The sequence below is a fragment of the Sphingomonas lycopersici genome, assembly GCF_026130605.1.
Classification (GTDB): domain Bacteria; phylum Pseudomonadota; class Alphaproteobacteria; order Sphingomonadales; family Sphingomonadaceae; genus Sphingomonas; species Sphingomonas lycopersici.
In genome coordinates, this window is sequence record NZ_JANFAU010000004.1 from 167,870 (window position 1) to 189,306 (window position 21,437).

Here is a 21,437-nt window from a genome sequence, read left to right on the forward strand (position 1 = left end):
AGATGAAGCGCATCCTGTTGATCGTCGGCGGCGGGATCGCCGCCTATAAAGCGTGCGAGCTGGTGCGGCTGTTGCGCAAGGCCGGCCACCGCGTCCGCTGCGTGCTGACCGAAAGCGGCGCGCATTTCGTGACCCCGATGACGCTCGCGGCTTTGTCGGAGGACAAGGTCTATACGACCTTGTGGGACCTCAAGGACGAGGCGGAGATGGGGCATATCCAGCTCAGCCGCGAGGCCGATCTGGTGGTCGTCGCGCCCGCCACCGCCGATCTGCTCGCGCGGATGGCGGCAGGAATCGCCGACGATCTCGCCACCACCTTGCTGCTCGCCACCGACAAGCCGGTGCTGGCGGCGCCGGCGATGAACGTGCGCATGTGGCAGCACGCGGCGACCCGCCGCAACGTCGCCCAATTGCGCGCCGACGGGGTTACCGTGCTCGAACCCGATGAAGGCGCGATGGCGTGCGGCGAATATGGCCCCGGCCGGCTGCCCGAGCCGCCGGCGATCTTCGCCGCAATCGAGGCCGCGCTTGCCGCGCGCGATGCGCCCGCGCCGCTCGCCGGCAAGCATGTCCTGATCACCGCCGGGCCGACCCACGAGCCGATCGATCCGGTGCGCTACATCGCCAATCGCAGCTCCGGGAAACAGGGGTTCGCGATCGCCGGCGCGCTCGCCCGGCTCGGCGCGCGGGTGACGCTGGTCGCCGGCCCGGTCGCGCTGCCGACCCCCCTCGGGGTGACCCGCGTCGATGTCGAGACGGCGCGCGAGATGGCGGTGGCGGTCGATGCGGCGCTCCCGGCGGACGCCGCGGTGATGGTCGCCGCGGTGGCGGACTGGCGCGCGAAGGGCGCCGCGCCGCAGAAGATCAAGAAGGACGGCAGCGGTGGCACCCCGACGCTGCGGCTGGCGGAGAACCCCGACATATTGGCGACGCTGGCGAAGGGCGACCACCGCCCCCGCCTCGTCATCGGCTTCGCCGCCGAAACCGAGCAGGTGATCGATCACGCCACCGCCAAGCGCGCGCGCAAGGGCGCGGACTGGATCGTCGCCAACGACGTATCGGGCGACGTGATGGGCGGCGACGCCAATACGATCCATATCGTCACCGCCGACGGGGTCGAAAGCTGGGAGAAATTGCCCAAGGACGCGGTCGCCGATCGGCTGGCGACGCGGATCGCGGACGCCTTGGACTAAGACCGCCCCGTCTCCCGGGATCGCCCCGCTGATTGTCGACGGCTTACGTCGGCCCCGCTAGCGCGTTGCAATGGCCGCGCTATATGATGCGACGATGCTCGAACCGATCTCGATAAAGTTGAAGCGCCTGCCGCATGGCGAAGGTCTGCCGCTCCCCGTCTACGCGACCGCCGGCGCGGCGGGAATGGACGTGGTGGCGGCGGAAGACGTGACGCTCCCCCCCGGCGCGCGCCACGCCGTCGCGACCGGCTTCGCGCTTGCGATTCCGGCGGGCTATGAGGTGCAGGTGCGCCCGCGCTCGGGCCTTGCGCTCAATCACGGCGTCACCTGCCTCAACACCCCCGGCACGATCGACAGCGACTATCGCGGCGAGGTGAAGGTGATCCTCGCCAATCTCGGCGACGCGGCATTCGCGGTAACGCGCGGCCAGCGAATCGCGCAGCTCGTCCCTGCCCTCGTGCAACGCGCCACGCTGGCGGAGGTCGCGACGCTGGACGATACGACGCGCGGCGCCGGCGGGTTCGGGTCGACCGGCTTGTGATCCTGCTCGCCGCCCTTCTTCTGCAACTTCAAGCGCCGCCGGCGCCGGCGCCCGCCCCGGTCATCGCACCGCCGCCCGCCGACTGGACGCAGCTGCCCGATCTGCCGCTGGCCCGCCACTGGCCGAGCGGCGCGAGCCTGTCGCCGTTTGTGCAGGCCGAAGTCGCGGCGGGGCGGTGCGCGGCGGCGCAGCGCGGCAGCGACGGCTATGTGCTGCGGGTCGATCTGGCGGTGCTGATCGACAATGCCGGAACGGTGCGGCGGATCGTGCCCCGCGCGATCGGCTGCCCGACGGTCGAACAATATTCGGCCGGCATCGTCTCGCGCGTCACGCGAGACAATGTGCCGACCCCGCAATCGGATACCTGGTATCGCACCGCGCTCACCTTCTCATGGAAGGATTGACGCTCGAGCGCGACGAACTGGCGCGTTACGCACGCCATATCGTCCTCAAGGAAATCGGCGGTGCCGGGCAGCTGCGATTGAAGCGCGCGACCGTCGCGCTGGTCGGCGCCGGGGGCATCGGCTCACCCGCGATCCAATATCTCGCCGGCGCGGGGGTCGGGCGGCTGATCCTGATCGACGACGATCGCGTCGACGCCTCCAATCTCCAGCGACAGACGATCTTCCGCACCGCCGACGTGGGGACGCCGAAGATCGCCGCCGCCGCGCGGGCGGCAACCGCGATCAACCCGCATGTCGCAATCGAACAACGACCGGTGCGGCTCGATCGCGACAATGCACCCGCGCTGCTCGACGGCGCGGACGTCGTGATCGACGGTAGCGACAGTTTCGACACCCGTCTCGCGGTTGCCGATGCTGCGCTCGGCGCGCGCATCCCGCTCGTTTCGGCGGCGGTCGGCCAGTTCGAAGGACAAGTCGCAGTCTATCGTGGCTGGGAAGCGGACAAGCCGTGCTACCGCTGCCTCGTCGGCGACGATCCCGCGCGCGAAGGCGTGTCCTGCGCAGAAGACGGCGTGCTCGGCCCAATGGTCGGCATGATCGGCAGCCTTGCCGCACTCGAAGCGATTCGTGCGATCGTGCCGTTCGGCGAAGACCCGGCGGGGAAATTGTTACTCGCGGATTTACTCTATTTTACATTTCGCACCATCCGATTGCCGAAGGACCCCGGCTGCCGTTGCAGAATTACAACTGGATGACGCAGCACCGCGGAACTTTGTTAACGGTCGGGCTTTAGAGGCTTGCAAAGCCCGGAGGTTGATGCAATTAGGCCGACGGACCGGAAAGGGAGTTTTTCAATGCGTCTTGCCAAGTACATTGCCGCTGCTGCCGCTGCTTCGCTGGCGGTTGCCCCGGCTATGGCCGCTTCGGCCAATCCGGCGTCCAGCCTTTCGATCGGCCAGGCCCGTGCGGCGTCGCCGAGCGCGAAGAAGGACAAGCTGGCCGGCGGTGGCGTGATCGTCGCCGTTCTCGCTGCGGCTGCTGTGATCGCGGGCATCGTTGTGATCGCCGACTCGGATAGCAAGTCGAGCAGCAACTGATTTCCCCGAGAAATCGGAAGAAATAGCGGTCTTCGGGCCGCTATTTTTTTTGCCTGCGATCCGGCGGCAGGGCGACGACGCATCCGTCCGAATGAGCGTAGAGCGTTGGCCGGCAACATTGCTTTCCACCCGGCGCGGGCCGGAGTCCAGTTACTATCGGCCCGATGCTGGACCCTGGCCTCCGCCGGGGCGGATGATATTATGCGGTCAGATCGCGTAATGCGCGCGATACCAGTCGACGAATGCGCGCACCCCGCGCTCGATCGACGTCGAGGGCGTGAAGCCCAGATCGCGCGCGGCCGCGGCGATATCCGCATAGGTCGCCGAAACGTCGCCCGGCTGCATCGGATGCAGTTCGCGCACCGCCGGCCGGCCGCAGGCTTCCTCGATCACCTCGATCAGCCGCGTCAGTTCCTCGGCATTATTGTTGCCGAGATTGTAGATGGCATGCGGGGAAATGCTGCCGCCGGGCTTCGCTGCCCCGTCGTCAGCCGGCGGCCGATCGAGCGCGGCGAGGACGCCGGCGACGATATCGTCGATATAGGTGAAGTCGCGCCGCATCGCGCCGCCGTTGAACACCTTGATCGGCTGACCTGCCAGAATCGCCGCGGTAAACAGCCACACCGCCATCTCCGGCCGCCCCCACGGCCCGTACACCGTGAAGAAACGCAACCCGGTCTGCGGGATGCGGAACAGATGTGCATAGCTTTCGCTAAGCAACTCGTCCGACTTCTTGGTCGCCGCGTAAAGCGAGACGGGATGATCGGCGCGATCCTCCACCCGGAACGGCAATTGGCGGTTGCCGCCATAGACCGAGGAAGATGAGGCATAGACGAGATGGCGCACCGCCAGCCCGCGCGCAAGTTCGAGCATGTTGACGTGGCCGGCAAGGTTCGAGCGGACATAGGCACGGGGGTTTTCCAGCGAGTAACGCACCCCCGCCTGCGCCGCGAGATGGACGATCCGGTCCACCTGACGCCCGGCGACCGCCGCATCGAGCGCTTCGTCGTCGGCGATATCGCCCTTCACGAACGCGACCGCGTCACCGAAACGCACGCGCAGATCGGCCAGCCGCGCGTGTTTGAGCGCGGGATCGTAATAATCGTTGAGATTGTCGATCCCGACCACCTGCTCGCCGCGCGCGGCGAGCGCGGCGGCAACGGCGTGGCCGATAAAACCCGCGATCCCGGTGACGAGGACCGTCAAGCGAGCAACTGCCGCGCGAAATCGCGCACCACCGGCCCGATATCGTCCCGCGCCAGCGCGAGCGCGAGATTGGCCTGGATATAGCCGGCCTTGTCGCCGCAATCATACCGCTGACCGTCGAACATCACGCCGCTGAACGGCTGCTGCCCGATCAGCTGCGCCATCGCATCGGTGAGCTGGATTTCGCCGCCCGCGCCGCGGACGGGATTGTCGAGGATCTTCATCACCTCGGGCTGCAGGATGTAACGGCCCGGAATCATCAGATTGGACGGCGCGGTGCCCAAAACGGGCTTTTCGACCAGCGCCGCCACCTCCACGACGCGGCCGTCGCGCGCGCCGGGGGAGATGATGCCATATTTGTCGGTCTGCTCCGCCGGAATCTCCAGCGCCCCGATCACATTGCCGCCGGTGCGCTGATAGACCTCGACCATCTGCGCGAGCAGCCCGGGCTGGCCGACCATCAGCTCGTCCGGCAGCAGCACCGCGAACGGCTCGTCGCCGACGATCTCGCGCGCGCACCACACCGCGTGGCCCAGCCCGAGCGGCTCCTGCTGGCGGACATAAACCGGCGAGCCGGGCTTCTGCCGGATGCCCTCGATCGCCGCGAGGCTCTTGCCGCGGTCCTTGAGCGTCGCCTCCAGCTCGTAGGAAATGTCGAAATGATCCTCGAGCGCCGATTTACCGCGCCCGGTGACGAAGATGATCTGCTCGATCCCCGCCTCGAGCGCTTCCTCCACCGCATATTGGATCAGCGGCTTATCGACGACGGTCAGCATCTCCTTCGGCATCGCCTTGGTCGCCGGAAGGAAGCGGGTGCCGAGGCCCGCGACGGGAAAAACGGCCTTACGCAATGGCTTGATCGACATTCATTCATCCCCGATGCAACGCGGCCGGCATTATCCGTCGCCGTCGGCGGCGACAATTCCCTTAACTATGCGGGCAAGGTTAGCCCGTCCTTAAACAACGACGAATAGAGCAGGCGGCGATGAAGATCCTGCTCATATTCGGCACCCGGCCCGAAGCCATCAAATTGTTTCCGGTCGCCCGTGCGCTGGCGGAGACGCCCGGCGTGGACCCGTTGATCTGCGTCACCGCGCAGCATCGCGGGCTGCTCGATCAGGTGCTGGCGATCGCCGGGCTGACCCCCGATGTCGACCTCGACCTGATGGAGCCGGGGCAGACGCTCGATCGGCTCACCGCGCGGCTGCTCACCGGGCTCGGCGAGGCGATGGACCGCCTCAAGCCGGATCGGGTGATCGTCCAGGGCGATACCGCCACCGCGATGACAGGAGCGCTGGCGGCTTATTATCGCCGCATCCCGGTGGCGCATGTCGAGGCCGGGCTGCGTTCGGGCAATATCTATCACCCCTGGCCGGAGGAGGTGAACCGCCGCATCGTCGCGCCGATCGCCGACCTGCACTTCGCCCCCACCGCCACCGCCGCCGAGGCGCTGGCGCGCGAGAATATCACCGCCGGGGTTCACGTTACCGGCAATACCGTGATCGACGCGCTGCAATGGACCAGCGCGCGGATCGCCGCCGATCCCGCGCTCGCCACGGGGCTCGACCCGATCGCGGCGCGCTTCGCGGGGAAGAAGATCGTTCTCGTCACCACGCATCGCCGCGAGAATTTCGGCGACGGGATGGCCAATATCGCCAATGCCATCGCGCGCATCGCCGCGCATGACGATGTCGCGGTGCTGTTCCCGATGCATCCCAATCCCAATGTCGGCGCGGTGATGGACGCGATCCTCGGCGACCGGCCGAACGTCGCGCGGATCGATCCGCTCGATTACCCGCATTTCATCCGCGCGCTGGGGCTGTGCCACCTCGCGCTGAGCGATTCGGGCGGGGTGCAGGAGGAAGCGCCCGCGCTGGGCAAGCCGGTGCTGGTGATGCGCGATACGACCGAGCGGCCCGAGGGGATCGCTGCCGGCACGGCGCGGCTAGTCGGCGCCGACGCCGATCGCATCGTTTCCGAAGTTTTCACGCTTATCAACGACAAGGCAGCCTATGCCGCGATGGCGCGCGCCCATAATCCGTTCGGGGACGGCCAGGCCGCCTCGCGGATCGCACGGGTGATTGCAGGGGGTTGATTGCCGATGATGGGCGAGGTTGAGCTGAAGGTCGCGGTGCTCGGGCTGGGCTATATCGGCCTGCCCACCGCCGCGGTGATCGCGCGCACCGGGGCAAAGGTGGTCGGCATCGACGTCGATCCGGCGGTGGTCGAGACGGTCAATTCGGGCCGCGTGCATATCGAGGAAGTCGATCTCGACGGGCTGGTTTCGGGCGTGGTGGCGCGCGGCAATCTGCGCGCCTCGCTCGCGATCGAGCCAGCGGACGTCTTCGTCATCGCGGTCCCCACGCCCTTCGGCGAGGATCACGCGCCTAATATCGGCTATGTGCTGCGCGCCGCGACGACGATCGCGACGGTATTGAAGCCGGGCGACACCGTGGTGCTCGAATCCACCTCCCCCGTCGGCACGACCGAGGAGGTGCGCGATCTGCTCGCCAAATTGCGCCCCGACCTCAAGGTGCCGGGCGCGTCGGGCGAGGCGGCGGACGTCGCGATCGCTTATTGCCCCGAACGCGTGCTGCCGGGGCGCATCCTCGTCGAGCTGATCGATAACGATCGCGTCATCGGCGGGATCACCCCGCGCTGCGCGCGCAAGGCCCTCTCCTTCTACCGCCGCTTCGTGCGCGGCGCCTGCGTCACCACCAATGCGCGCGCGGCGGAGATGACCAAGCTGACCGAAAACGCCTTCCGCGACGTCAACATCGCCTTCGCCAACGAGCTGAGCATCGTCGCGGACAAGATGGGGGTCGATGTATGGGAGGTGATTCGCCTCGCCAACCGCCACCCGCGGGTCAACATCCTCCAGCCCGGCCCCGGCGTCGGCGGGCATTGCATCGCGGTCGATCCGTGGTTCCTCGTCCACGCCGATCCCGCCGGAACCCCGCTGATCCGCACCGCGCGCGAAGTCAACGACGGCAAGACCGACTGGGTGATCGAGCGCGCAACCGAATTGCTCGAGGCGCTGCCGGGCGCGCCGGTCGCCTGCCTCGGGCTCGCCTTCAAACCCAATATCGACGATTTCCGCGAAAGCCCCGCGCTCAAGGCGGTCGAGGCGTTGACCGAGCGCTTCGGCGAGCGGATCGCGGTGGTCGAGCCCTATGCGCGCGCGCTCCCCGCTTCACTGGCCGCGGCCGGCGCGCGGCTGATCGACATCGATAGCGCGCTGGCCGATTGCCCGATCATGATCGTGCTGGTCGATCACGATATCTTCCGCTCGGTGCCGGCGGAGGAACGCGCCGACAAATATGTCCTCGACACCCGCGGCATCTGGGGCGACGCGATCCCCGGCAAATCGCTGCCCGCGATCCGCCGGCACGCCGCCTAACGACGGGCCCGAACGCGGGATTCCCTTGAGCCTGCCGGCGGCGCGGCTATATCGTCGCGCGTCCATATGGTGATTTCGCGTCTCTTCCGTAAATCGGCCCCTGCCCCCGTCGTCGAGCCGCCGCGATTGCCCGCGGGGCTGCGCGTCTATGCGATCGGCGACATCCACGGGCGGCGCGACTGCTTCGACGATTTGCTCGCGCTGATCGACCGCGACAGCGCGACCGCGACGGGCGAAGTGCAGCTGATCCTGCTCGGCGACCTGATCGATCGCGGCCCCGAGTCGCGCGGCGTGGTGGAGCGCGCGATGGCGCTCGCCGCGTCGGACCGCATCTGCCATTTCATCAAGGGCAATCACGAGGAATTGCTGCTCCACGCCGCCGAGGGCGATCGCAGCGCGCTATCGGTCTTCCACCGCGCAGGCGGGCGCGAGACGCTGCTCAGCTACGGCGTCGACCCCGACGTCTATGACGCATGCGATTTCGAGCAACTCGCCGGGCTGATCCGCGACGCGGTGCCCGCCGAGCATCTCGCCTTCCTCGATTCGTTCGGCAACGGCGTCGCGCTCGGCGATTATCGCTTCGTCCATGCCGGCATGCGCCCCGGGCTGCCGTTCGACGAACAGCGCGACTCCGACCTGCGGTGGATCCGCCGCGATTTCCTGACCTATGAGGGCAGTTTCGACGGTGTGGTCGTCCACGGGCATACGATCAGCGATGCCCCGGAAATCCGCCACAACCGGATCGGGATCGATACCGGCGCCTTCGCCAGCGGCCGCCTGACCGCGCTGGTGCTCGAGGGCGAAAGCCAGCGGATCATCGAATCGCGCAAGGCGCCGGGCAACTACTGAAAATCGAACGAGGCCTGATCGTCAGGCAATCTCAAAACATCGTCATTCCCGCGAAGGCGGGAATGACGAAAACGATGGGAGTCCGCCCTGCTTACGGGTGCGGCGGCGCGCCCGGGACGCCTTCTGCGCCAGCACCAGCAGCACCGGCCGCGCCCGCGCCGCCCATTTGCTGCTGCATCTGCATCTGGCGGATCACCGCCTCAGGCAGGAAGTCGATCATCTCGACGTCGAACACCAGGGTCGAATTGCCCGGGATCGGCCCCTTCGTCTCGGCGCCATAACCGAGCGACGGCTTGATCCAGAAGCGATACTTCGAGCCCTTGGGCATCAGCTTCAGCCCTTCGCTGAAACCCGGCACCACCCCGGTCACCGGGAACGGGGTCGGCTGCTGCGACTTGTCGAAGGTCGTGCCGTTGAGCAGCTTGCCCTCGTAATTCACCAGCACCACGTCGGTATCGGTCGGCTTCGCACCGTTGCCGGGGGTCAGCACCTTATATTGCAGGCCCGAGGCGGTGGTCACGACGCCCTTTTGGCGCGCGTTGCGGGTGAGGAAATCGTCGCCCTGAAACGCGAGCGCGGTCGCCGCGACCAGCGCGGCGACGATGCCGACCACCAGCCACACGATATAGCTGCGCTTGACGGGCGGAATCGGGACGGCGGTGACGGTCGACATACTAACCCTCAAGGATGAGCCGGGTCGCGCCACGCACGCCCCGTCGCGATTCGGATTCCACGCGCCGCCCGCCGGAGCGGGGGCGGCACGATAGGTCTTGCTTACCGGGCGCCGTCGCGCTCGGCGCGCTTGCGCTCCAGCTTGCGGGCGCGGCGCACGGCAGCGGCACGCTCACGCGCGCGCTTTTCCGACGGCTTCTCATAGTGGCGACGGAGCTTCATCTCGCGATAGACGCCCTCACGCTGCAGCTTCTTCTTGAGCGCGCGCAGCGCCTGGTCGACGTTATTGTCGCGAACGATGATCTGCATAAACCCGCACTTCTCCGAATCGATGGCTTTCGGCCAAACACCTAACCCGGCGACGAACAACGTCCGCGCCGTGAACGAAGGCCCCCTATCAGCGTGCCGCCACAAAGGCAAGTTAGGCGTCATACAAGTGCAATTGTTTCAGCGGTGAAACGCGCGCGAGACATGGCTCGCCTAATCGGCGGTTCATGCTACATCCCATCGCCGATATGGATATGGAAACGCGCCTGCTGATCGTGGACGACGATCCCGGCATCCGCGAGCTGACCGCGGGCTTCCTCGCCACCCACGGTTATATCGTCGACACCGCGGCCGACGGCACCGAGATGCGCCGGCTGCTCGCCACCGAAAATTACGCGCTGATCGTGCTCGACGTGATGATGCCGGGCGAGGACGGGCTATCGATCCTGCGCTCGCTCGACCGCGCCACTTCCCCCGCGGTGATCATCCTGTCGGTGATCGGCGAGGAGATCGATCGGATCGTCGGGCTGGAAATGGGCGCCGACGATTATGTCGCCAAGCCCGCCAACCCACGCGAATTGCTCGCGCGAATCCGCTCGGTGCTGCGCCGCAACCAGGGCGGCGCGCGCGCCGTGCCGGGCGAACGGCCGCATCTGCGCTTCTCTGGCTGGCGGCTCGATCCGGTCGGGCGGCAGCTGATCGATCCCGAAGACGTGGTGATCAACCTGTCCGACGGCGAGTTCCGCCTGCTGCTCGCCTTCGTCGAGCATCCGCGCCGCGTGATGACCCGCGATCAGCTGCTCGATCTGTCGCGCGGGGTGAATGCCGAGCATTTCGACCGCGCGATCGACGTGCAGATCAGCCGCCTCCGCCGCAAGCTCGCGCGCGACGGGGATGACGAGCTGATCCGTACCGTGCGCAACGAAGGCTATATGTTCGTCGTCGATGTCGACCGTCGCTGATCCCCGCGCGTCACGCTCGATCGCGGCGCCGATCGTCGTGCTGGTGCTGGGCGCGGTGGTGCTCACCGCGGTGGTGCTGTTCGTCGTCACCTTCAACGGCCCCCCGCCGAAGGACCCGCCGCGCGGCATCGCCAGCATCGCTTATGCGATGCGCACCGGGCGCCAGCCCGGCGATCCCGGCCCGCCGCTGCGCATCTATACCGCCGATCGTCCGCCGGTGTCGTTGGGGCGGGAGCGTCCCGATGCCGATGCCGCGCGCCGGCTGGCCGCCGCGCTCAACGTGCCGGCGCAGGACGTGGTCGCGCTGATCTTCCGCACCCCGCCCGGCATCCCCAGCGCGTTCATCGGCGGCTTCGCCTTCGGCTGGCGCACCCCGGCGGGGTGGCGGATCGTCGAGGGACGCCCCGGCCCGCGCTTCAGCAACTGGCACAGCCGCACGCTCGTCGCGATGCTCATCACGATCGCGCTGCTCGCGATTCCGGCGTGGTGGATCGCGCTCGCCATCTCACGCCCGCTGCGCCGGCTCGCCGATGCGGCGGATCAGGCGCGCGCGGGGGCGGCGCGCCCGGTCTTTCCCGCGCGCGGCCCGGCCGAGGTGCGCGCGCTGACTACCGCGGTCGCCGACATGCACGATCGCCTCGCGCGCCACGCCGAGCAGCGCACCGCGATGCTCGCGGCGATCGCGCACGATATGGGCACCCCGCTGTCGCGGCTCGCCTTCTGGATCGAGCAATTGCCCGAGGAAGCCCGCAACCGCGCGGTCGCCGACATCGATGAGATGCGTGCGATGATCAGCGACACTTTGGGCTTCGCGCGCGACGAGGCGGGCGAGCGCGACGCGTCGCTGGTCGAGCTCGGCAGCCTGCTCGACAGCGTGGTCGAGGATATGAGCGTCGGCGGCGCGGCGGTGTCGCTTTCGCCCGGCTCGCGCGCGGTGGTGCGCGGCGATCCGCGCGCGTTGCGGCGGATGCTCACCAATTTGATTGGCAATGCGATCCGCTATGGCGGCGCGGCGCGGGTCAATTGGACGACCGAGGAAACCACCGCGACGATCCGCATCGAGGACGACGGCCCGGGGATCGACCCGGCGCAGGCCGAGCGATTGTTCGACCCGTTCGTCCGCGGCGACCCTTCGCGCAACCGCGCGACCGGTGGCACCGGGCTGGGCCTGGCGATCGCCCGCGCGATCGTCGCGCGACACGAAGGCCAGGTCAGCCTCGCCAACCGCGACAGCGGCGGCGCGATCGCCACCGTCAACCTGCCGCTTGCGCTGGGGCGCTGATCCTTCTCGTCATTCCCGCGCAGGCGGGAATCCATTCCGGCTGGCGGCGCGGCTCTATTGCTGACCTGTGCGAACGGACCCCCGCCTTCGTGGGGATGACGGGGGAATCGAGCATCCCCGGCGTGGCCGCATTGAAACAATCTGAAATGTTTGGGCGGCCTGTTGAAATATCGGCGTGATGTTGTCCCGCGAAATGGTCCCTCGACGCTTACGGCGGCAACCGGCCTTGCGAGCAGGCCGGCGATCCGCCGCACGAGATGGCGCAGCGATTCGTCGCCGCGCCCGCCCCCGCCAGACTCCCGGCTGGCGGGGGCTTTCGTTTCCGGGGTGATCCCGGCGTTGCCCCGGCCCGGTTTGACCCGTAGGAGCGCAGATATGCACGGCGCCCCTCTCGTCCTTTACAACAGCCTCACCCGCGAGCTGGAAACCTTCGCGCCGCTCGCGGCCCCCAAGGTCGGCGTCTATTCGTGCGGGCCGACGGTCTATAATTACGCCCATGTCGGCAATCTGCGCGCTTATGTGTTCACCGACACGCTGGCACGCGCCTTGCGGTGGAAGGGCTATGACCTCACCCATATCATCAACATCACCGATGTCGGCCATCTGACCTCGGACGCCGACGCCGGCGACGACAAGATGGAAGCGGCGGCGAAGAAATCGGGCCAGGATATCTGGGCGATCGCCGCGCATTATACGCAGGCGTTCAAGCAGAACCTCAAAGAGCTCAACATCGGCGATCCCAGCCGCTTCCCGCTCGCCACCGATCATATCGCCGAGATGATCAATTTCGCGCGGTCGATCGAGGCCAAGCATTGCTATCAGCTCGACAGCGGGCTCTATTTCGACGTCTCGACCGTCCCCGATTACGGCCGGCTCGCCCGCGCGCGCGACGATGAGGGCGAAAGCCGGATCGACCCCGTCGCCGGTAAGCGCCACGCGCAGGACTTCGCGATCTGGCGCACCTCCCCGCCGGGCGAGAACCGCCAGATGGAATGGGATTCGCCCTGGGGCCGCGGCGCGCCGGGCTGGCATCTCGAATGCTCGGTGATGAGCAAGAAATATCTCGGCGAGAAATTCGACATCCACACCGGCGGGATCGACCACCGCGAGATCCACCACCCCAACGAGATCGCGCAGAACCAGGCGCATTGCGGCTGCGCCGATACCGGCGCAACTTTGTGGATGCACAATAACTTCCTCGTCGAACGCGCGGGGAAGATGAGCAAATCCTCGGGCGAGTTCCTTACGCTGGCGGCGCTGGTCGATCGCGGCTTCCACCCGCTCGCCTATCGGATGCTGTGCCTGCAGGCGCATTATCGCAGCGAGCTCGAATTCTCGTGGGAGAATCTCGCCGCGGCGCAGGTGCGGTTGAAGCGGCTGGTCCAGGCGGTCGAGGGGCTGCGCGCCCGCCCGCCCGCCCCGTCGGCGCAATCGGCGGCGATGTATCGCGAACAGCTCGACGCCGCGCTGTCGGACGATCTCAACACCCCGAAGGCGCTGCCGGTGCTCGATGCGATGCTCGCCGAGCGCAAGATCGCGCCGCAGGAGCGGCTGCTCGCGCTGGCCGATTTCGACGCCCTGCTCGGGCTCGATCTGTCGCGCCTCCGCCGCGAGGATTTGCGCGTACGACCGGCCAGCGCGACGCTCGACGAGGCCGGCATCGCGGCGCGCCTCGCCGAACGCCGCGAGGCGCGCGCGGCGAAGGACTTCGCCCGTTCCGACGCGATCCGCGACGAGCTGATCGCCGCCGGGGTCGAGGTGATGGACGGCGATGCGCTGGCATGGGACTGGCGGGTGACGGTTTAAAGCACGGTCATCCCGTCAAAATCTGTCACGTCGCATTTTCGGCGGGGTGAAGATCGGATAGCGATCGTCGCGATGAGCAGTCGCCGGACCTCAAGGCACCAGCGCCTCCGCCGCGGCGCGCCGTTGCGCCGGGCCAACCGATGGCCGATCTGGCTCGATGTCCTCCTGCGGCTTGGCGTGGCGTTCCTGCTGGTCGGGATCGTCGTGCTCGTCCACTGGTCCGACCGGGCCGGGCTGCATGACAGCCACGACGGCCAGATCAGCTTCCTCGACGTTGTCTATTTTACGATGATTTCGGTGACGACGACGGGCTTCGGCGACATCACGCCGGTGTCCGATCGTGCGCGCCTGATCGAGGCGGTGATCGTGACCCCGATCCGCATCGCGGTCCTCTTCATCTTCATCGGCACCGCCTATCGCTTCGTGCTCAAGCAGACATGGGAAAAATGGCGCATGGCCCGCATTCAGGCAAAGCTTACCGACCATATCGTCGTCCTGGGCTTCGGCGTCAGCGGCAGCGAAGCGGTGCGCGAGCTGATCGCGCGCGGCACCGATCCGGCGCAGATCGTCGTCGTCGACGGCGCGCGCCACCGCGTCGACGCCGCCGAACAGATGGGCTGTAACGTGCTGGAGGGCGATGCGTCGAACGACGACACGTTGCTCGACATCCGCGTGGAACGGGCACGGTCGGTGCTGGTATCGGCGGGGCGCGACGACACGACGATCCTGATCGTGCTGACGGTGCGCCATCTGGCGCCGCAGGTCCCGATCAGCGTGGTCATCCGCTCGCAGGACAATGAGCTGCTCGCGCGGCAGGCCGGTGCGACCAATGTCATCAATCCGGTCAGCTTCACCGGCCTGCTGCTCGCCGGATCGGCGCAGGGCGAGCATGTCGCCGATTATATCGCCGATCTCGCCGGGATCGACGGGCGCGTCCAGCTTCGCGAGCGGGCGATCGTCGACGATGAAATCGGTCGCAGCATCGACGAACTCGCGACCAGCGGACGCGGGCTGAGCCTGTATCGCCAGGGCAAGGCCTATGGTTTCTGGGAAAAAGAGGCCAGGCTCCTGCAGCGCGACGATATCATCGTCGAGGTCGTCGTTCGCGATCCGCGGGTCGCGAAATCGTAATCGGGCGGCAAATGCCTCGCTTCCCTTGAGCGTCAGGATCACCTCTCCCCGTTCGCCCTGAGCTTGTCGAAGGGCGTCGTGTCGCCCGATAGGTTGGACGCCCTTCGACAGGCTCCGGGCGAACGGATCATATTTTGCGCTCGATGCTCTAGAAATGACGCTCCAGCGGCAGCTCGCCCAGCGCAAGCGCCCAAGGGTGGACCCGTTCCTCATAGACCGAGACATAGGGCGGCGGAAAATCGGGGTCGGCGAACGCGCCCACCGCAACCGAGACGAACCCCGGCATGGCGTTGGGCTCCCAATAGACCGTCGCGCCGCAGGTCGGGCAGAAATGAAACGTCGCCGATTCGCCGCTATCGCCGCGCCGCGTCCATTGCGACGAATCTCCCTCGATCGTCACCTGTTCGCGCGGATAGCGCGCCTGCGCGCCGAAGATGCTGCCGGTCCGCTTCTGGCATTCGAGGCAATGGCAGATCGAGATGCGCACCGGCTCCCCGTTGCACGCCAGATGGAGCTGTCCGCAACTGCACGCCGCTGTTCGTTTCGTCATGAGCTCTCCCCTATTTCATCGGCTGATCGCGCTGGGCGACGAGCGCCGGGATCGACGGGCGCGGCGGCGCGGCAGCCAGAGTCGCCGCCTCCGCCTCGATCGCCGCGACGCGCAACTTTGTCGCCGGATGGGTACGGCTGCGGAAAAAGCCGCCGTCGATCTCCCCGCCGTGCGCCCGCCAGAAACGCGCCGCCACCGCCGGATCATAACCCGCATTGTAGAGCAGATGAACGCCCAGCCGGTCCGCTTCCTCCTCCGCACGCTGTGAAAGGCGCGCATTGCGGCCAAGCTCGCCGAACAGCCCCCCCTTCACCCCCGCCGCCTCGAGCCGCGCGCGATGCCTGAGCACGATATGCGCCAGCTCGTGCGCCGCGACCACCGCCACCTCCTCGTCGCGGTAGCGCTCGAGGAAGCGGACCCCGATCTGCACCACGCGGCCGTTCGATTGCGCGGTCATCTCCGGGCCGAGCACCACCTCGAAGGTCGCGGCGCAGCCCGGCGTCGCCGCGACCGACACGTCGCGCCGCTCGCGGTCGCGGACGATCGTGAAGCGCACCGTCTCCCCGCCGCGCGCGATCGCCGCCAGCGCGGCATCGCGATCGACCACCGACGGCGGCTTGGCGGTCGCTGTGAGCGGGTGGCCATCGATCGCCGCCACCGCGTCATTGGCGCGGAGCCCCGCGCGCGCGGCGGGCGATTCGGCGACCACCGCCTCGATCGCTACCGATGTCGCGAAGTCGAAGGCGCGCCGAGCCGCGGCCTCGGTCACCACCTCATATTGCGTGATCGCGTGGAGCACCGCCCCGGTCGCCGGCGCGCGCGCGTCGCATAACGCGGCATTGGCGGTCGCCAGCCGCCAGCCGATCGTTGCCAGGCGCTGATCGTAACTGCGCAGAACCTCAAGACTTTCGACCGATAGCCCGGTGGGAGCCGCGGCGATCGCAGGGGTGATTGGGGCAAGCAGCAGCGTCGCTGCGACGATATGAACTTTCCTCACGATCGTAACGATAGGCGCGGCACGATCGCGACGCTATCGTCGTGGCGATGAAAGCCGTTCTGCCAGCGCTCGCCCGTCCGCTCGTCGAGCCCCACCTCCCCGCCGGCCTCTCCGTCGACTGGTGGCAACACGCGCAAGAGGCGAAGGAGATGATCGCCGAGGCCGACATCGCGTGGGTTGATATGGAGAACAGCGCCAAGGTCGCCGAAACGATTCGCGCCGCCGGGCCGCAGCTCAAATGGGTCTCGACGATCTACGCCGGGCTCGATGCCTTTCCGCTGGATTTCCTGCGCGCGCAGCAGGTTACGGTGACGAACGGTGCCGGCATCAACGCGATCCCGGTCGCCGAATATGCGGTGATGGGGGTGCTGACCGCCGCCAAGCGCTTCGACAATATCGTCCGCGCCGCCGATCGCCACGAATGGCTGCTCGAAGCGCCGGGGATGATCGAGGTCACCGGGTCGCGTGCGCTGGTGATCGGGATGGGCGCGATCGGCCGCGTGATCGGCGAGCGGCTCAGCGGGCTCGGCGTCGAGGTCACCGGGGTGACCCGATCGGGGCGCGGCGGCACGCTGACGCCCGATCAATGGCGCGCGCGGCTGGGCGATTTCGACTGGGTGGTGCTCGCCGCCCCGTCCACCGCCGATACCAAGGCGATGATCGGCGCGACCGAGCTCGCCGCGATGAAGCCGAGCGCGTGGATCATCAATATCGCGCGCGGCGACATGATCGACGACGATGCCCTGCTCGCCGCGCTCCACGGCGGGAAGATCGGCGGCGCGTTCCTCGATCCGACCAATCCGGAGCCTCTGCCTGCCGATCATCCATTGTGGTCGGCGCCCAATTGCATGATCACGATGCATCTTTCGGGGCGCAGCGGCCGGGGCATGATGTTTCGCCGCGCAGCCGCCTTGTTCCTGCGCAATCTGACGGCGTTCCTGGAAAGCAAGCCAATGGAAAATGTCGCAAATCTGGACGCCGGCTATTGATGATGAGGGTTACCTTGATTGTCCGTAAAGCTATGCCCCGCTATGGCGATTGCCGATGAGCGATAATCCCGTCCAACTGATCGATCCGGTGCGTCACGGCGATGCGCGCGGCTGGTTCACCGAATATTATACCGAGCGCCGTTTCGCCGAGCGCGGCATCACCTGCCGCTTCGTGCAGGACAATCATTCGCTGTCGGTCCCCGCGCTCATCTTGCGCGGGCTGCATTTCCAGACCCCGCCGCACGGGCAGGACAAATTGGTGCGCTGCATCCGCGGCCGCATCCTCGACGTCGCGGTCGACGTGCGGCGCGGGTCGCCGACCTATGGCAATTGGGTCGCGGCGGAATTGTCGGCGGAGAACGGGCGGCAATTGTTCGTGCCGATCGGCTTCGCGCACGCCTTCCTGACGCTCGAGGACAATTGCGAGGTGACCTATAAGGTCTCCGATTATTACGCCCCCGATTGCGACGGCGGCATCCGCTGGGACAGCGTCGGGATCGACTGGCCGCTCCCCGCGGGTGCTTCGCCCGAATTGTCGGCGAAGGATGCCAAGCTTCCGACCTTGGCCGAATTCGACAGCCCCTTTCCCTATGACGGTCGCCCCTTGGCGCCGCTTGCTTGAGGCCTGATATGCGCATTTTCGTCACCGGCGGCGCCGGGTTCATCGGCTCGGCGCTGGTTCGCCACCTGATCGCCAACACCAGCCACGAGGTGCTCAACTTCGACAAGCTCACTTATGCCGGCACGCTCTCGACCGTCGAGGAAGTGGCGCAGAGCAATCGCTATCGCTTCGTCCAGGGCGATGTATGCGACGCCGCCGCGGTGCGGCAGGCGATCGAGGAATTCCGCCCCGAGGTGATCACGCATCTGGCGGCCGAGAGCCATGTCGACCGTTCGATCGACGCGCCCGACGCCTTCATCCAGACCAACCTCGTCGGCACCTATACGATGCTCGCCGAGGCGCGCGGCTATTGGCAGTCGCTGGAGGGCGCGGCGAAGGACGCCTTCCGCTTCCACCATATTTCGACCGACGAAGTCTATGGCTCGCTCGGCGACGAGGGGCTGTTCACCGAGGACACCCCATACGATCCGCGTTCGCCTTATTCGGCGTCCAAGGCGGGGAGCGACCATCTCGTCAGCGCCTGGGGGCATACCTTCGGCCTACCGGTGCTGATCACCAATTGCTCGAACAATTACGGGCCATATCACTTCCCCGAGAAATTGATCCCGCTGATGATCGTCAAGGCGCTCGCGGGAGAGACGCTGCCGGTCTACGGCAAGGGCGCCAATGTGCGCGACTGGCTCTACGTCGAGGATCACGTCCGCGCGCTGCAGGCGGTGTTCGAGCGCGGCGCGCCGGGGCGGACCTATAATGTCGGCGGCAACAACGAGAAGAAGAACCTCGAAGTGGTCGAGACGGTCTGCGCGATCCTCGATCGCGAGCGCCCGCGCGCCGACGGCAAATCGTACAAGGAGCAGATCGGCTTCGTCGCCGACCGGCCAGGGCATGACGCGCGCTACGCGATCGACGCCACGCGCATCCGCGACGAGCTCGGCTGGGAGCCGGCCGAGACGTTCGAGAGCGGGATCGAGAAGACGGTGCGCTGGTATCTCGCCAACGAACCGTGGTGGCGCGCGATCGTCGACGAGCGGCAGGCGGACAAGCGGCGCGGGCTGGCCGCCTGATGCGTGAGATCCTCGTCACCGGCGGCAACGGGCAGCTCGGCACCGAGCTGAAACGCTATCCGTGGCCCGCGGGCTGGGCGATCGTCGCGGTCGATATCGACGAGCTTGATCTGCGCGATACCACCGCGATCGAGGCGACGGTCGCTTCGCGCCCCTGGGCGGCGGTGATCTCGGGCGGCGCCTATACCGCGGTCGACAAGGCCGAGGAGGACAGCGTCACCGCTTGGGCGGTCAACGCGCTCGCCCCGGCCGCCTTCGCCAAGGCATGCCGCGCGGCGGATATCCCGCTGGTCCATGTTTCGACCGATTATGTATTCGACGGCGCCAAACAGGGTCGCTGGGCGCCCGGCGACGCGACCGGGCCGCTCGGCGTCTATGGCGCGTCGAAGCTCGGCGGGGATCTCGCGGTCGCCACCAGCTGCCGGCGTTATGCGATCGTTCGTACCTCGTGGGTCGTCTCGGCGCACGGCAACAATTTCATCAAGACGATGCTGCGCGTCGGCGCCGAGCGCGACACGTTGCGCGTCGTCGACGACCAGCATGGCGCGCCGACCGCCGCCGCCGATCTCGCCGCCGCGGTGGCGACGATCGCGCTGCGCATGGCCGACGACGCGCAAGCCCCCGCCGGCACCTTCCACTTCAGCAACGCCGGCGAGACGACGTGGTGCGGCTTCGCGCGGGAGATATTCGCCCGCGCGGCGCAACGCGGCGGCCCCTCCCCCCATGTCGAGGCGATCGCCACCGCCGACTATCCCACGCCGGCGCGTCGCCCGGCCAATTCGCGGCTCGATCACACCGCGATCCAAGCCGCTTACGGCATCACCCCGCGCGCGTGGCAGGACGCGCTCGACGACATCCTCGACGAACTGATCGGAGCCGCCAAGAAATGAAGGGCATCATCCTCGCCGGCGGGTCCGGCACGCGGCTCCATCCGGCGACGCTGGCGATCAACAAGCAGCTGCTGCCAGTCTATGACAAGCCGATGATCTATTATCCGCTGTCGGTGCTGATGATGGCCGGCATCCGCGATATCCTGATCATCTCCAGCCCCGAATTCATCGACAATTACCGCCGCATGTTCGGCACCGGCAGCGACTGGGGGCTTGCCATTTCCTATGCCGAGCAGCCGCGCCCCGAGGGGCTGGCGCAGGCGTTCACGATCGGGCGCGATTTCGTCGGCGGCGACAATGTCGCTTTGGTGCTGGGCGACAATATCTTCTTCGGTGCGCGGCTCACCAACCTCCTGGCGAGCGCGGTGGCGCGCACCGAGGGCGCGACGGTGTTCAGCTATCGCGTCGAGGATCCCGAGCGCTACGGCGTGGTCGAACTCGATCGCGACGGCCGCGCGATCAGCCTTGAGGAAAAGCCGGCGCAGCCGCGGTCGAACTGCGCGGTGACCGGGCTTTATTTCTACGACAATCGCGTGCTCGATCTGGCGCGCGACCTCAAACCCTCGGCGCGCGGCGAGCTGGAGATCACCGATCTCAACCGGCTCTATATGGAATCAGGCGACCTTTACGTCGAACAGATGGGGCGCGGCTATGCCTGGCTCGACACCGGAACGCACGACAGCCTGCTCGAAGCCAGCGAATTCGTCCGCACGATCCAGCATCGCCAGGGTATCCAGATCGCCTGCCTGGAGGAAATCGCCTATCAGCAGGGCTTCATTACTGCCGAGCAGGCATTGGCGCGTGGCGAGGCACTGAGCAAGACCGCCTACGGCCGCGCGATCGTCAACGCCGTGCGCGAGGATCAGGGGCGGTCGGCCTAGCCGCTCATCGTTACGTCGATCACCCGATCGATCGTCGCATCGTCTACCTGGACCTGACCGTCGAGCATCAGCATCGCCAGCCCGTGCGCGAGCGCCCATGAGCGCAACGCGAAGACGCGCGCGTCTGTCCCCGGCGGCGCCAGCGCCGCGGCGCCAGCCTTGAGCATCGTCATCGCCTCGTCGTTCGACTTTTCGGCGTGCCCCGGGGTCACCGGATGCGCGAAGACCAGCCGGAACAGCCCCGGATTGTCGCGCGCGAAGCGGACATAGGCCGCCCCCGTCGCGCTGAACCCCGCCGAGCCGCCGCCGGCGCGCTCCGACGCCGCGCGCTGCGCCGCCGCGAGCCGCGTCAGCGCCTCGCCCGCCAGTGCCGCCATCAGCGCCGCTTTATCGGGGAAATGGCGATAGACCGCGGTCGCGCTGACCCCGACCCGCCGCGCCAGTTCGCGCAGCGACAGATCGTCGGCATCCTGCTCCTCGATCAGCAGCAATCCTTCCGCGACCAGCGCCGCGCGCAGATCGCCGTGGTGATAGGGTTTCGCCGCAGCCGTCATCACCGGTCGATAGCGCGCATCCACCGCCCCCGGCAAGAGCGATGTTGACAACGCTCACATCAATGTTATGTTTACGCCAC

General features: G+C 67.3%; 24 protein-coding genes. 17 read left to right on the forward strand and 7 right to left on the reverse strand.

Translation table 11 applies throughout. The features are described 5' to 3' along the window. The first annotated feature begins 2 nt into the window (after nt 1–2). The 5 genes from coaBC (at nt 3) to NED98_RS10350 (ending at nt 3,235) form a co-directional block, all read left to right on the forward strand. The gene (coaBC, locus tag NED98_RS10330) at nt 3–1,193 is read left to right on the forward strand and encodes a bifunctional phosphopantothenoylcysteine decarboxylase/phosphopantothenate--cysteine ligase CoaBC (protein WP_265312912.1); all 1,191 of its coding nucleotides are present in this window, start codon (nt 3–5) and stop codon (nt 1,191–1,193) included. A 94-nt stretch (nt 1,194–1,287) separates the two neighbouring features. After that, nucleotides 1,288–1,734 (forward strand): dUTP diphosphatase, encoded by a 447-nt coding sequence (gene dut, locus NED98_RS10335; RefSeq protein ID WP_265313106.1) that lies wholly within the window; start codon nt 1,288–1,290, stop codon nt 1,732–1,734. After that, on the forward strand, nt 1,731–2,138 hold the full coding sequence (locus tag NED98_RS10340) for a hypothetical protein (protein WP_265269763.1): 408 nt from the start codon (nt 1,731–1,733) through the stop codon (nt 2,136–2,138). Before dut ends, NED98_RS10340 begins: the two co-directional genes overlap by 4 nt. Next, the gene (locus tag NED98_RS10345) at nt 2,126–2,893 is read left to right on the forward strand and encodes a HesA/MoeB/ThiF family protein (RefSeq protein ID WP_432423314.1); all 768 of its coding nucleotides are present in this window, start codon (nt 2,126–2,128) and stop codon (nt 2,891–2,893) included. Before NED98_RS10340 ends, NED98_RS10345 begins: the two co-directional genes overlap by 13 nt. 99 nt (nt 2,894–2,992) lie before the next feature. Continuing rightward, nucleotides 2,993–3,235: a hypothetical protein gene (locus NED98_RS10350; RefSeq protein WP_179511276.1), complete on the forward strand. Its 243-nt coding sequence runs from the start codon at nt 2,993–2,995 to the stop codon at nt 3,233–3,235. A gap of 207 nt (nt 3,236–3,442) precedes the next feature. On the opposite strand, the gene NED98_RS10355 is transcribed toward NED98_RS10350, so the two are convergent. Together NED98_RS10355 and galU are read right to left on the reverse strand one after the other, a co-directional pair. Then, nucleotides 3,443–4,441 (reverse strand): SDR family NAD(P)-dependent oxidoreductase, encoded by a 999-nt coding sequence (locus tag NED98_RS10355; RefSeq protein ID WP_265312913.1) that lies wholly within the window; start codon nt 4,439–4,441, stop codon nt 3,443–3,445. After that, a complete protein-coding gene (galU, locus tag NED98_RS10360) occupies nt 4,438–5,307 on the reverse strand; it encodes a UTP--glucose-1-phosphate uridylyltransferase GalU (protein WP_265312914.1) in 870 nt (289 codons plus the stop codon). Before galU ends, NED98_RS10355 begins: the two co-directional genes overlap by 4 nt. Nucleotides 5,308–5,426: 119 nt before the next feature. Here galU and wecB point away from each other — a divergent pair, with 119 nt between their 5' ends. The 3 genes from wecB to NED98_RS10375 all read left to right on the forward strand — a co-directional run bounded on the left by wecB (nt 5,427) and on the right by NED98_RS10375 (nt 8,690). After that, nucleotides 5,427–6,536, forward strand: a complete 1,110-nt coding sequence (gene wecB, locus NED98_RS10365; protein ID WP_265269758.1) for a non-hydrolyzing UDP-N-acetylglucosamine 2-epimerase — start codon at nt 5,427–5,429, stop codon at nt 6,534–6,536. A 6-nt stretch (nt 6,537–6,542) separates the two neighbouring features. Continuing rightward, the gene (gene wecC / locus NED98_RS10370) at nt 6,543–7,841 is read left to right on the forward strand and encodes a UDP-N-acetyl-D-mannosamine dehydrogenase (RefSeq protein WP_265269756.1); all 1,299 of its coding nucleotides are present in this window, start codon (nt 6,543–6,545) and stop codon (nt 7,839–7,841) included. 66 nt (nt 7,842–7,907) lie between these two features. Next, complete coding sequence (locus NED98_RS10375; protein WP_265312915.1) at nt 7,908–8,690, forward strand: metallophosphoesterase family protein; 783 nt, start codon at nt 7,908–7,910, stop codon at nt 8,688–8,690. Between the two features lie 91 nt (nt 8,691–8,781). On the opposite strand, the gene NED98_RS10380 is transcribed toward NED98_RS10375, so the two are convergent. Continuing rightward, the gene (locus tag NED98_RS10380) at nt 8,782–9,363 is read right to left on the reverse strand and encodes an FKBP-type peptidyl-prolyl cis-trans isomerase (RefSeq protein WP_179511271.1); all 582 of its coding nucleotides are present in this window, start codon (nt 9,361–9,363) and stop codon (nt 8,782–8,784) included. A 101-nt stretch (nt 9,364–9,464) separates the two neighbouring features. Beyond that, nucleotides 9,465–9,671, reverse strand: a complete 207-nt coding sequence (gene rpsU, locus NED98_RS10385; RefSeq protein WP_007404630.1) for a 30S ribosomal protein S21 — start codon at nt 9,669–9,671, stop codon at nt 9,465–9,467. Nucleotides 9,672–9,856: 185 nt separating this feature from the next. Here rpsU and NED98_RS10390 point away from each other — a divergent pair, with 185 nt between their 5' ends. From NED98_RS10390 to NED98_RS10405, 4 genes are all read left to right on the forward strand, one after another. Beyond that, entirely contained in the window at nt 9,857–10,591 is a 735-nt protein-coding gene (locus NED98_RS10390; protein ID WP_265269750.1) for a response regulator, read from the forward strand. Next, on the forward strand, nt 10,575–11,873 hold the full coding sequence (locus NED98_RS10395; protein WP_265269749.1) for a sensor histidine kinase: 1,299 nt from the start codon (nt 10,575–10,577) through the stop codon (nt 11,871–11,873). Before NED98_RS10390 ends, NED98_RS10395 begins: the two co-directional genes overlap by 17 nt. A 375-nt stretch (nt 11,874–12,248) precedes the next feature. Then, nucleotides 12,249–13,679 (forward strand): cysteine--tRNA ligase, encoded by a 1,431-nt coding sequence (gene cysS / locus NED98_RS10400; protein ID WP_265312916.1) that lies wholly within the window; start codon nt 12,249–12,251, stop codon nt 13,677–13,679. Between the two features lie 72 nt (nt 13,680–13,751). Further along, complete coding sequence (locus NED98_RS10405; protein WP_265312917.1) at nt 13,752–14,810, forward strand: potassium channel family protein; 1,059 nt, start codon at nt 13,752–13,754, stop codon at nt 14,808–14,810. A 148-nt stretch (nt 14,811–14,958) separates the two neighbouring features. On the opposite strand, the gene NED98_RS10410 is transcribed toward NED98_RS10405, so the two are convergent. Beyond that, nucleotides 14,959–15,360 carry a GFA family protein gene (locus tag NED98_RS10410; protein WP_265269744.1) on the reverse strand — a complete coding sequence of 134 codons (402 nt, stop codon included), beginning with the start codon at nt 15,358–15,360 and terminating at the stop codon, nt 14,959–14,961. A 10-nt stretch (nt 15,361–15,370) separates the two neighbouring features. Continuing rightward, nucleotides 15,371–16,357, reverse strand: coding sequence for a M48 family metalloprotease (locus NED98_RS10415; protein WP_265312918.1), 987 nt, complete (start codon nt 16,355–16,357; stop codon nt 15,371–15,373). A gap of 47 nt (nt 16,358–16,404) precedes the next feature. Here NED98_RS10415 and NED98_RS10420 point away from each other — a divergent pair, with 47 nt between their 5' ends. The 5 genes from NED98_RS10420 to rfbA are packed head-to-tail and all read left to right on the forward strand — an operon-like array spanning nt 16,405 to nt 20,803. Then, nucleotides 16,405–17,346: a D-2-hydroxyacid dehydrogenase gene (locus tag NED98_RS10420; protein WP_265312919.1), complete on the forward strand. Its 942-nt coding sequence runs from the start codon at nt 16,405–16,407 to the stop codon at nt 17,344–17,346. Between the two features lie 55 nt (nt 17,347–17,401). Beyond that, nucleotides 17,402–17,968 (forward strand): dTDP-4-dehydrorhamnose 3,5-epimerase, encoded by a 567-nt coding sequence (rfbC, locus tag NED98_RS10425; RefSeq protein WP_265312920.1) that lies wholly within the window; start codon nt 17,402–17,404, stop codon nt 17,966–17,968. An 8-nt stretch (nt 17,969–17,976) separates the two neighbouring features. Next, on the forward strand, nt 17,977–19,032 hold the full coding sequence (rfbB, locus tag NED98_RS10430; protein WP_265269736.1) for a dTDP-glucose 4,6-dehydratase: 1,056 nt from the start codon (nt 17,977–17,979) through the stop codon (nt 19,030–19,032). Continuing rightward, nucleotides 19,032–19,922, forward strand: a complete 891-nt coding sequence (gene rfbD, locus NED98_RS10435; RefSeq protein ID WP_265312921.1) for a dTDP-4-dehydrorhamnose reductase — start codon at nt 19,032–19,034, stop codon at nt 19,920–19,922. Before rfbB ends, rfbD begins: the two co-directional genes overlap by 1 nt. Then, nucleotides 19,919–20,803 (forward strand): glucose-1-phosphate thymidylyltransferase RfbA, encoded by an 885-nt coding sequence (gene rfbA / locus NED98_RS10440; protein WP_265269730.1) that lies wholly within the window; start codon nt 19,919–19,921, stop codon nt 20,801–20,803. Before rfbD ends, rfbA begins: the two co-directional genes overlap by 4 nt. On the opposite strand, the gene NED98_RS10445 is transcribed toward rfbA, so the two are convergent. After that, nucleotides 20,800–21,408 (reverse strand): TetR/AcrR family transcriptional regulator, encoded by a 609-nt coding sequence (locus NED98_RS10445; RefSeq protein ID WP_265312922.1) that lies wholly within the window; start codon nt 21,406–21,408, stop codon nt 20,800–20,802. The genes rfbA and NED98_RS10445 overlap by 4 nt on opposite strands. Between the last annotated feature and the right edge of the window lie 29 nt (nt 21,409–21,437).

Coding starts and splice junctions, on each gene's coding strand:
- coaBC (WP_265312912.1), top strand. CDS start 3: ATGAAGCGCATCCTGTTGATCGTCGGCGGCGGGATCGCCGCCTATAAA.
- dut (WP_265313106.1), top strand. CDS start 1,288: ATGCTCGAACCGATCTCGATAAAGTTGAAGCGCCTGCCGCATGGCGAA.
- NED98_RS10345 (WP_432423314.1), top strand. CDS start 2,126: ATGGAAGGATTGACGCTCGAGCGCGACGAACTGGCGCGTTACGCACGC.
- NED98_RS10350 (WP_179511276.1), top strand. CDS start 2,993: ATGCGTCTTGCCAAGTACATTGCCGCTGCTGCCGCTGCTTCGCTGGCG.
- galU (WP_265312914.1), bottom strand. CDS start 5,307: ATGTCGATCAAGCCATTGCGTAAGGCCGTTTTTCCCGTCGCGGGCCTC.
- wecB (WP_265269758.1), top strand. CDS start 5,427: ATGAAGATCCTGCTCATATTCGGCACCCGGCCCGAAGCCATCAAATTG.
- wecC (WP_265269756.1), top strand. CDS start 6,543: ATGATGGGCGAGGTTGAGCTGAAGGTCGCGGTGCTCGGGCTGGGCTAT.
- NED98_RS10375 (WP_265312915.1), top strand. CDS start 7,908: ATGGTGATTTCGCGTCTCTTCCGTAAATCGGCCCCTGCCCCCGTCGTC.
- NED98_RS10380 (WP_179511271.1), bottom strand. CDS start 9,363: ATGTCGACCGTCACCGCCGTCCCGATTCCGCCCGTCAAGCGCAGCTAT.
- rpsU (WP_007404630.1), bottom strand. CDS start 9,671: ATGCAGATCATCGTTCGCGACAATAACGTCGACCAGGCGCTGCGCGCG.
- NED98_RS10390 (WP_265269750.1), top strand. CDS start 9,857: ATGCTACATCCCATCGCCGATATGGATATGGAAACGCGCCTGCTGATC.
- NED98_RS10395 (WP_265269749.1), top strand. CDS start 10,575: ATGTCGACCGTCGCTGATCCCCGCGCGTCACGCTCGATCGCGGCGCCG.
- cysS (WP_265312916.1), top strand. CDS start 12,249: ATGCACGGCGCCCCTCTCGTCCTTTACAACAGCCTCACCCGCGAGCTG.
- NED98_RS10405 (WP_265312917.1), top strand. CDS start 13,752: ATGAGCAGTCGCCGGACCTCAAGGCACCAGCGCCTCCGCCGCGGCGCG.
- NED98_RS10410 (WP_265269744.1), bottom strand. CDS start 15,360: ATGACGAAACGAACAGCGGCGTGCAGTTGCGGACAGCTCCATCTGGCG.
- NED98_RS10420 (WP_265312919.1), top strand. CDS start 16,405: ATGAAAGCCGTTCTGCCAGCGCTCGCCCGTCCGCTCGTCGAGCCCCAC.
- rfbC (WP_265312920.1), top strand. CDS start 17,402: ATGAGCGATAATCCCGTCCAACTGATCGATCCGGTGCGTCACGGCGAT.
- rfbB (WP_265269736.1), top strand. CDS start 17,977: ATGCGCATTTTCGTCACCGGCGGCGCCGGGTTCATCGGCTCGGCGCTG.
- rfbD (WP_265312921.1), top strand. CDS start 19,032: ATGCGTGAGATCCTCGTCACCGGCGGCAACGGGCAGCTCGGCACCGAG.
- rfbA (WP_265269730.1), top strand. CDS start 19,919: ATGAAGGGCATCATCCTCGCCGGCGGGTCCGGCACGCGGCTCCATCCG.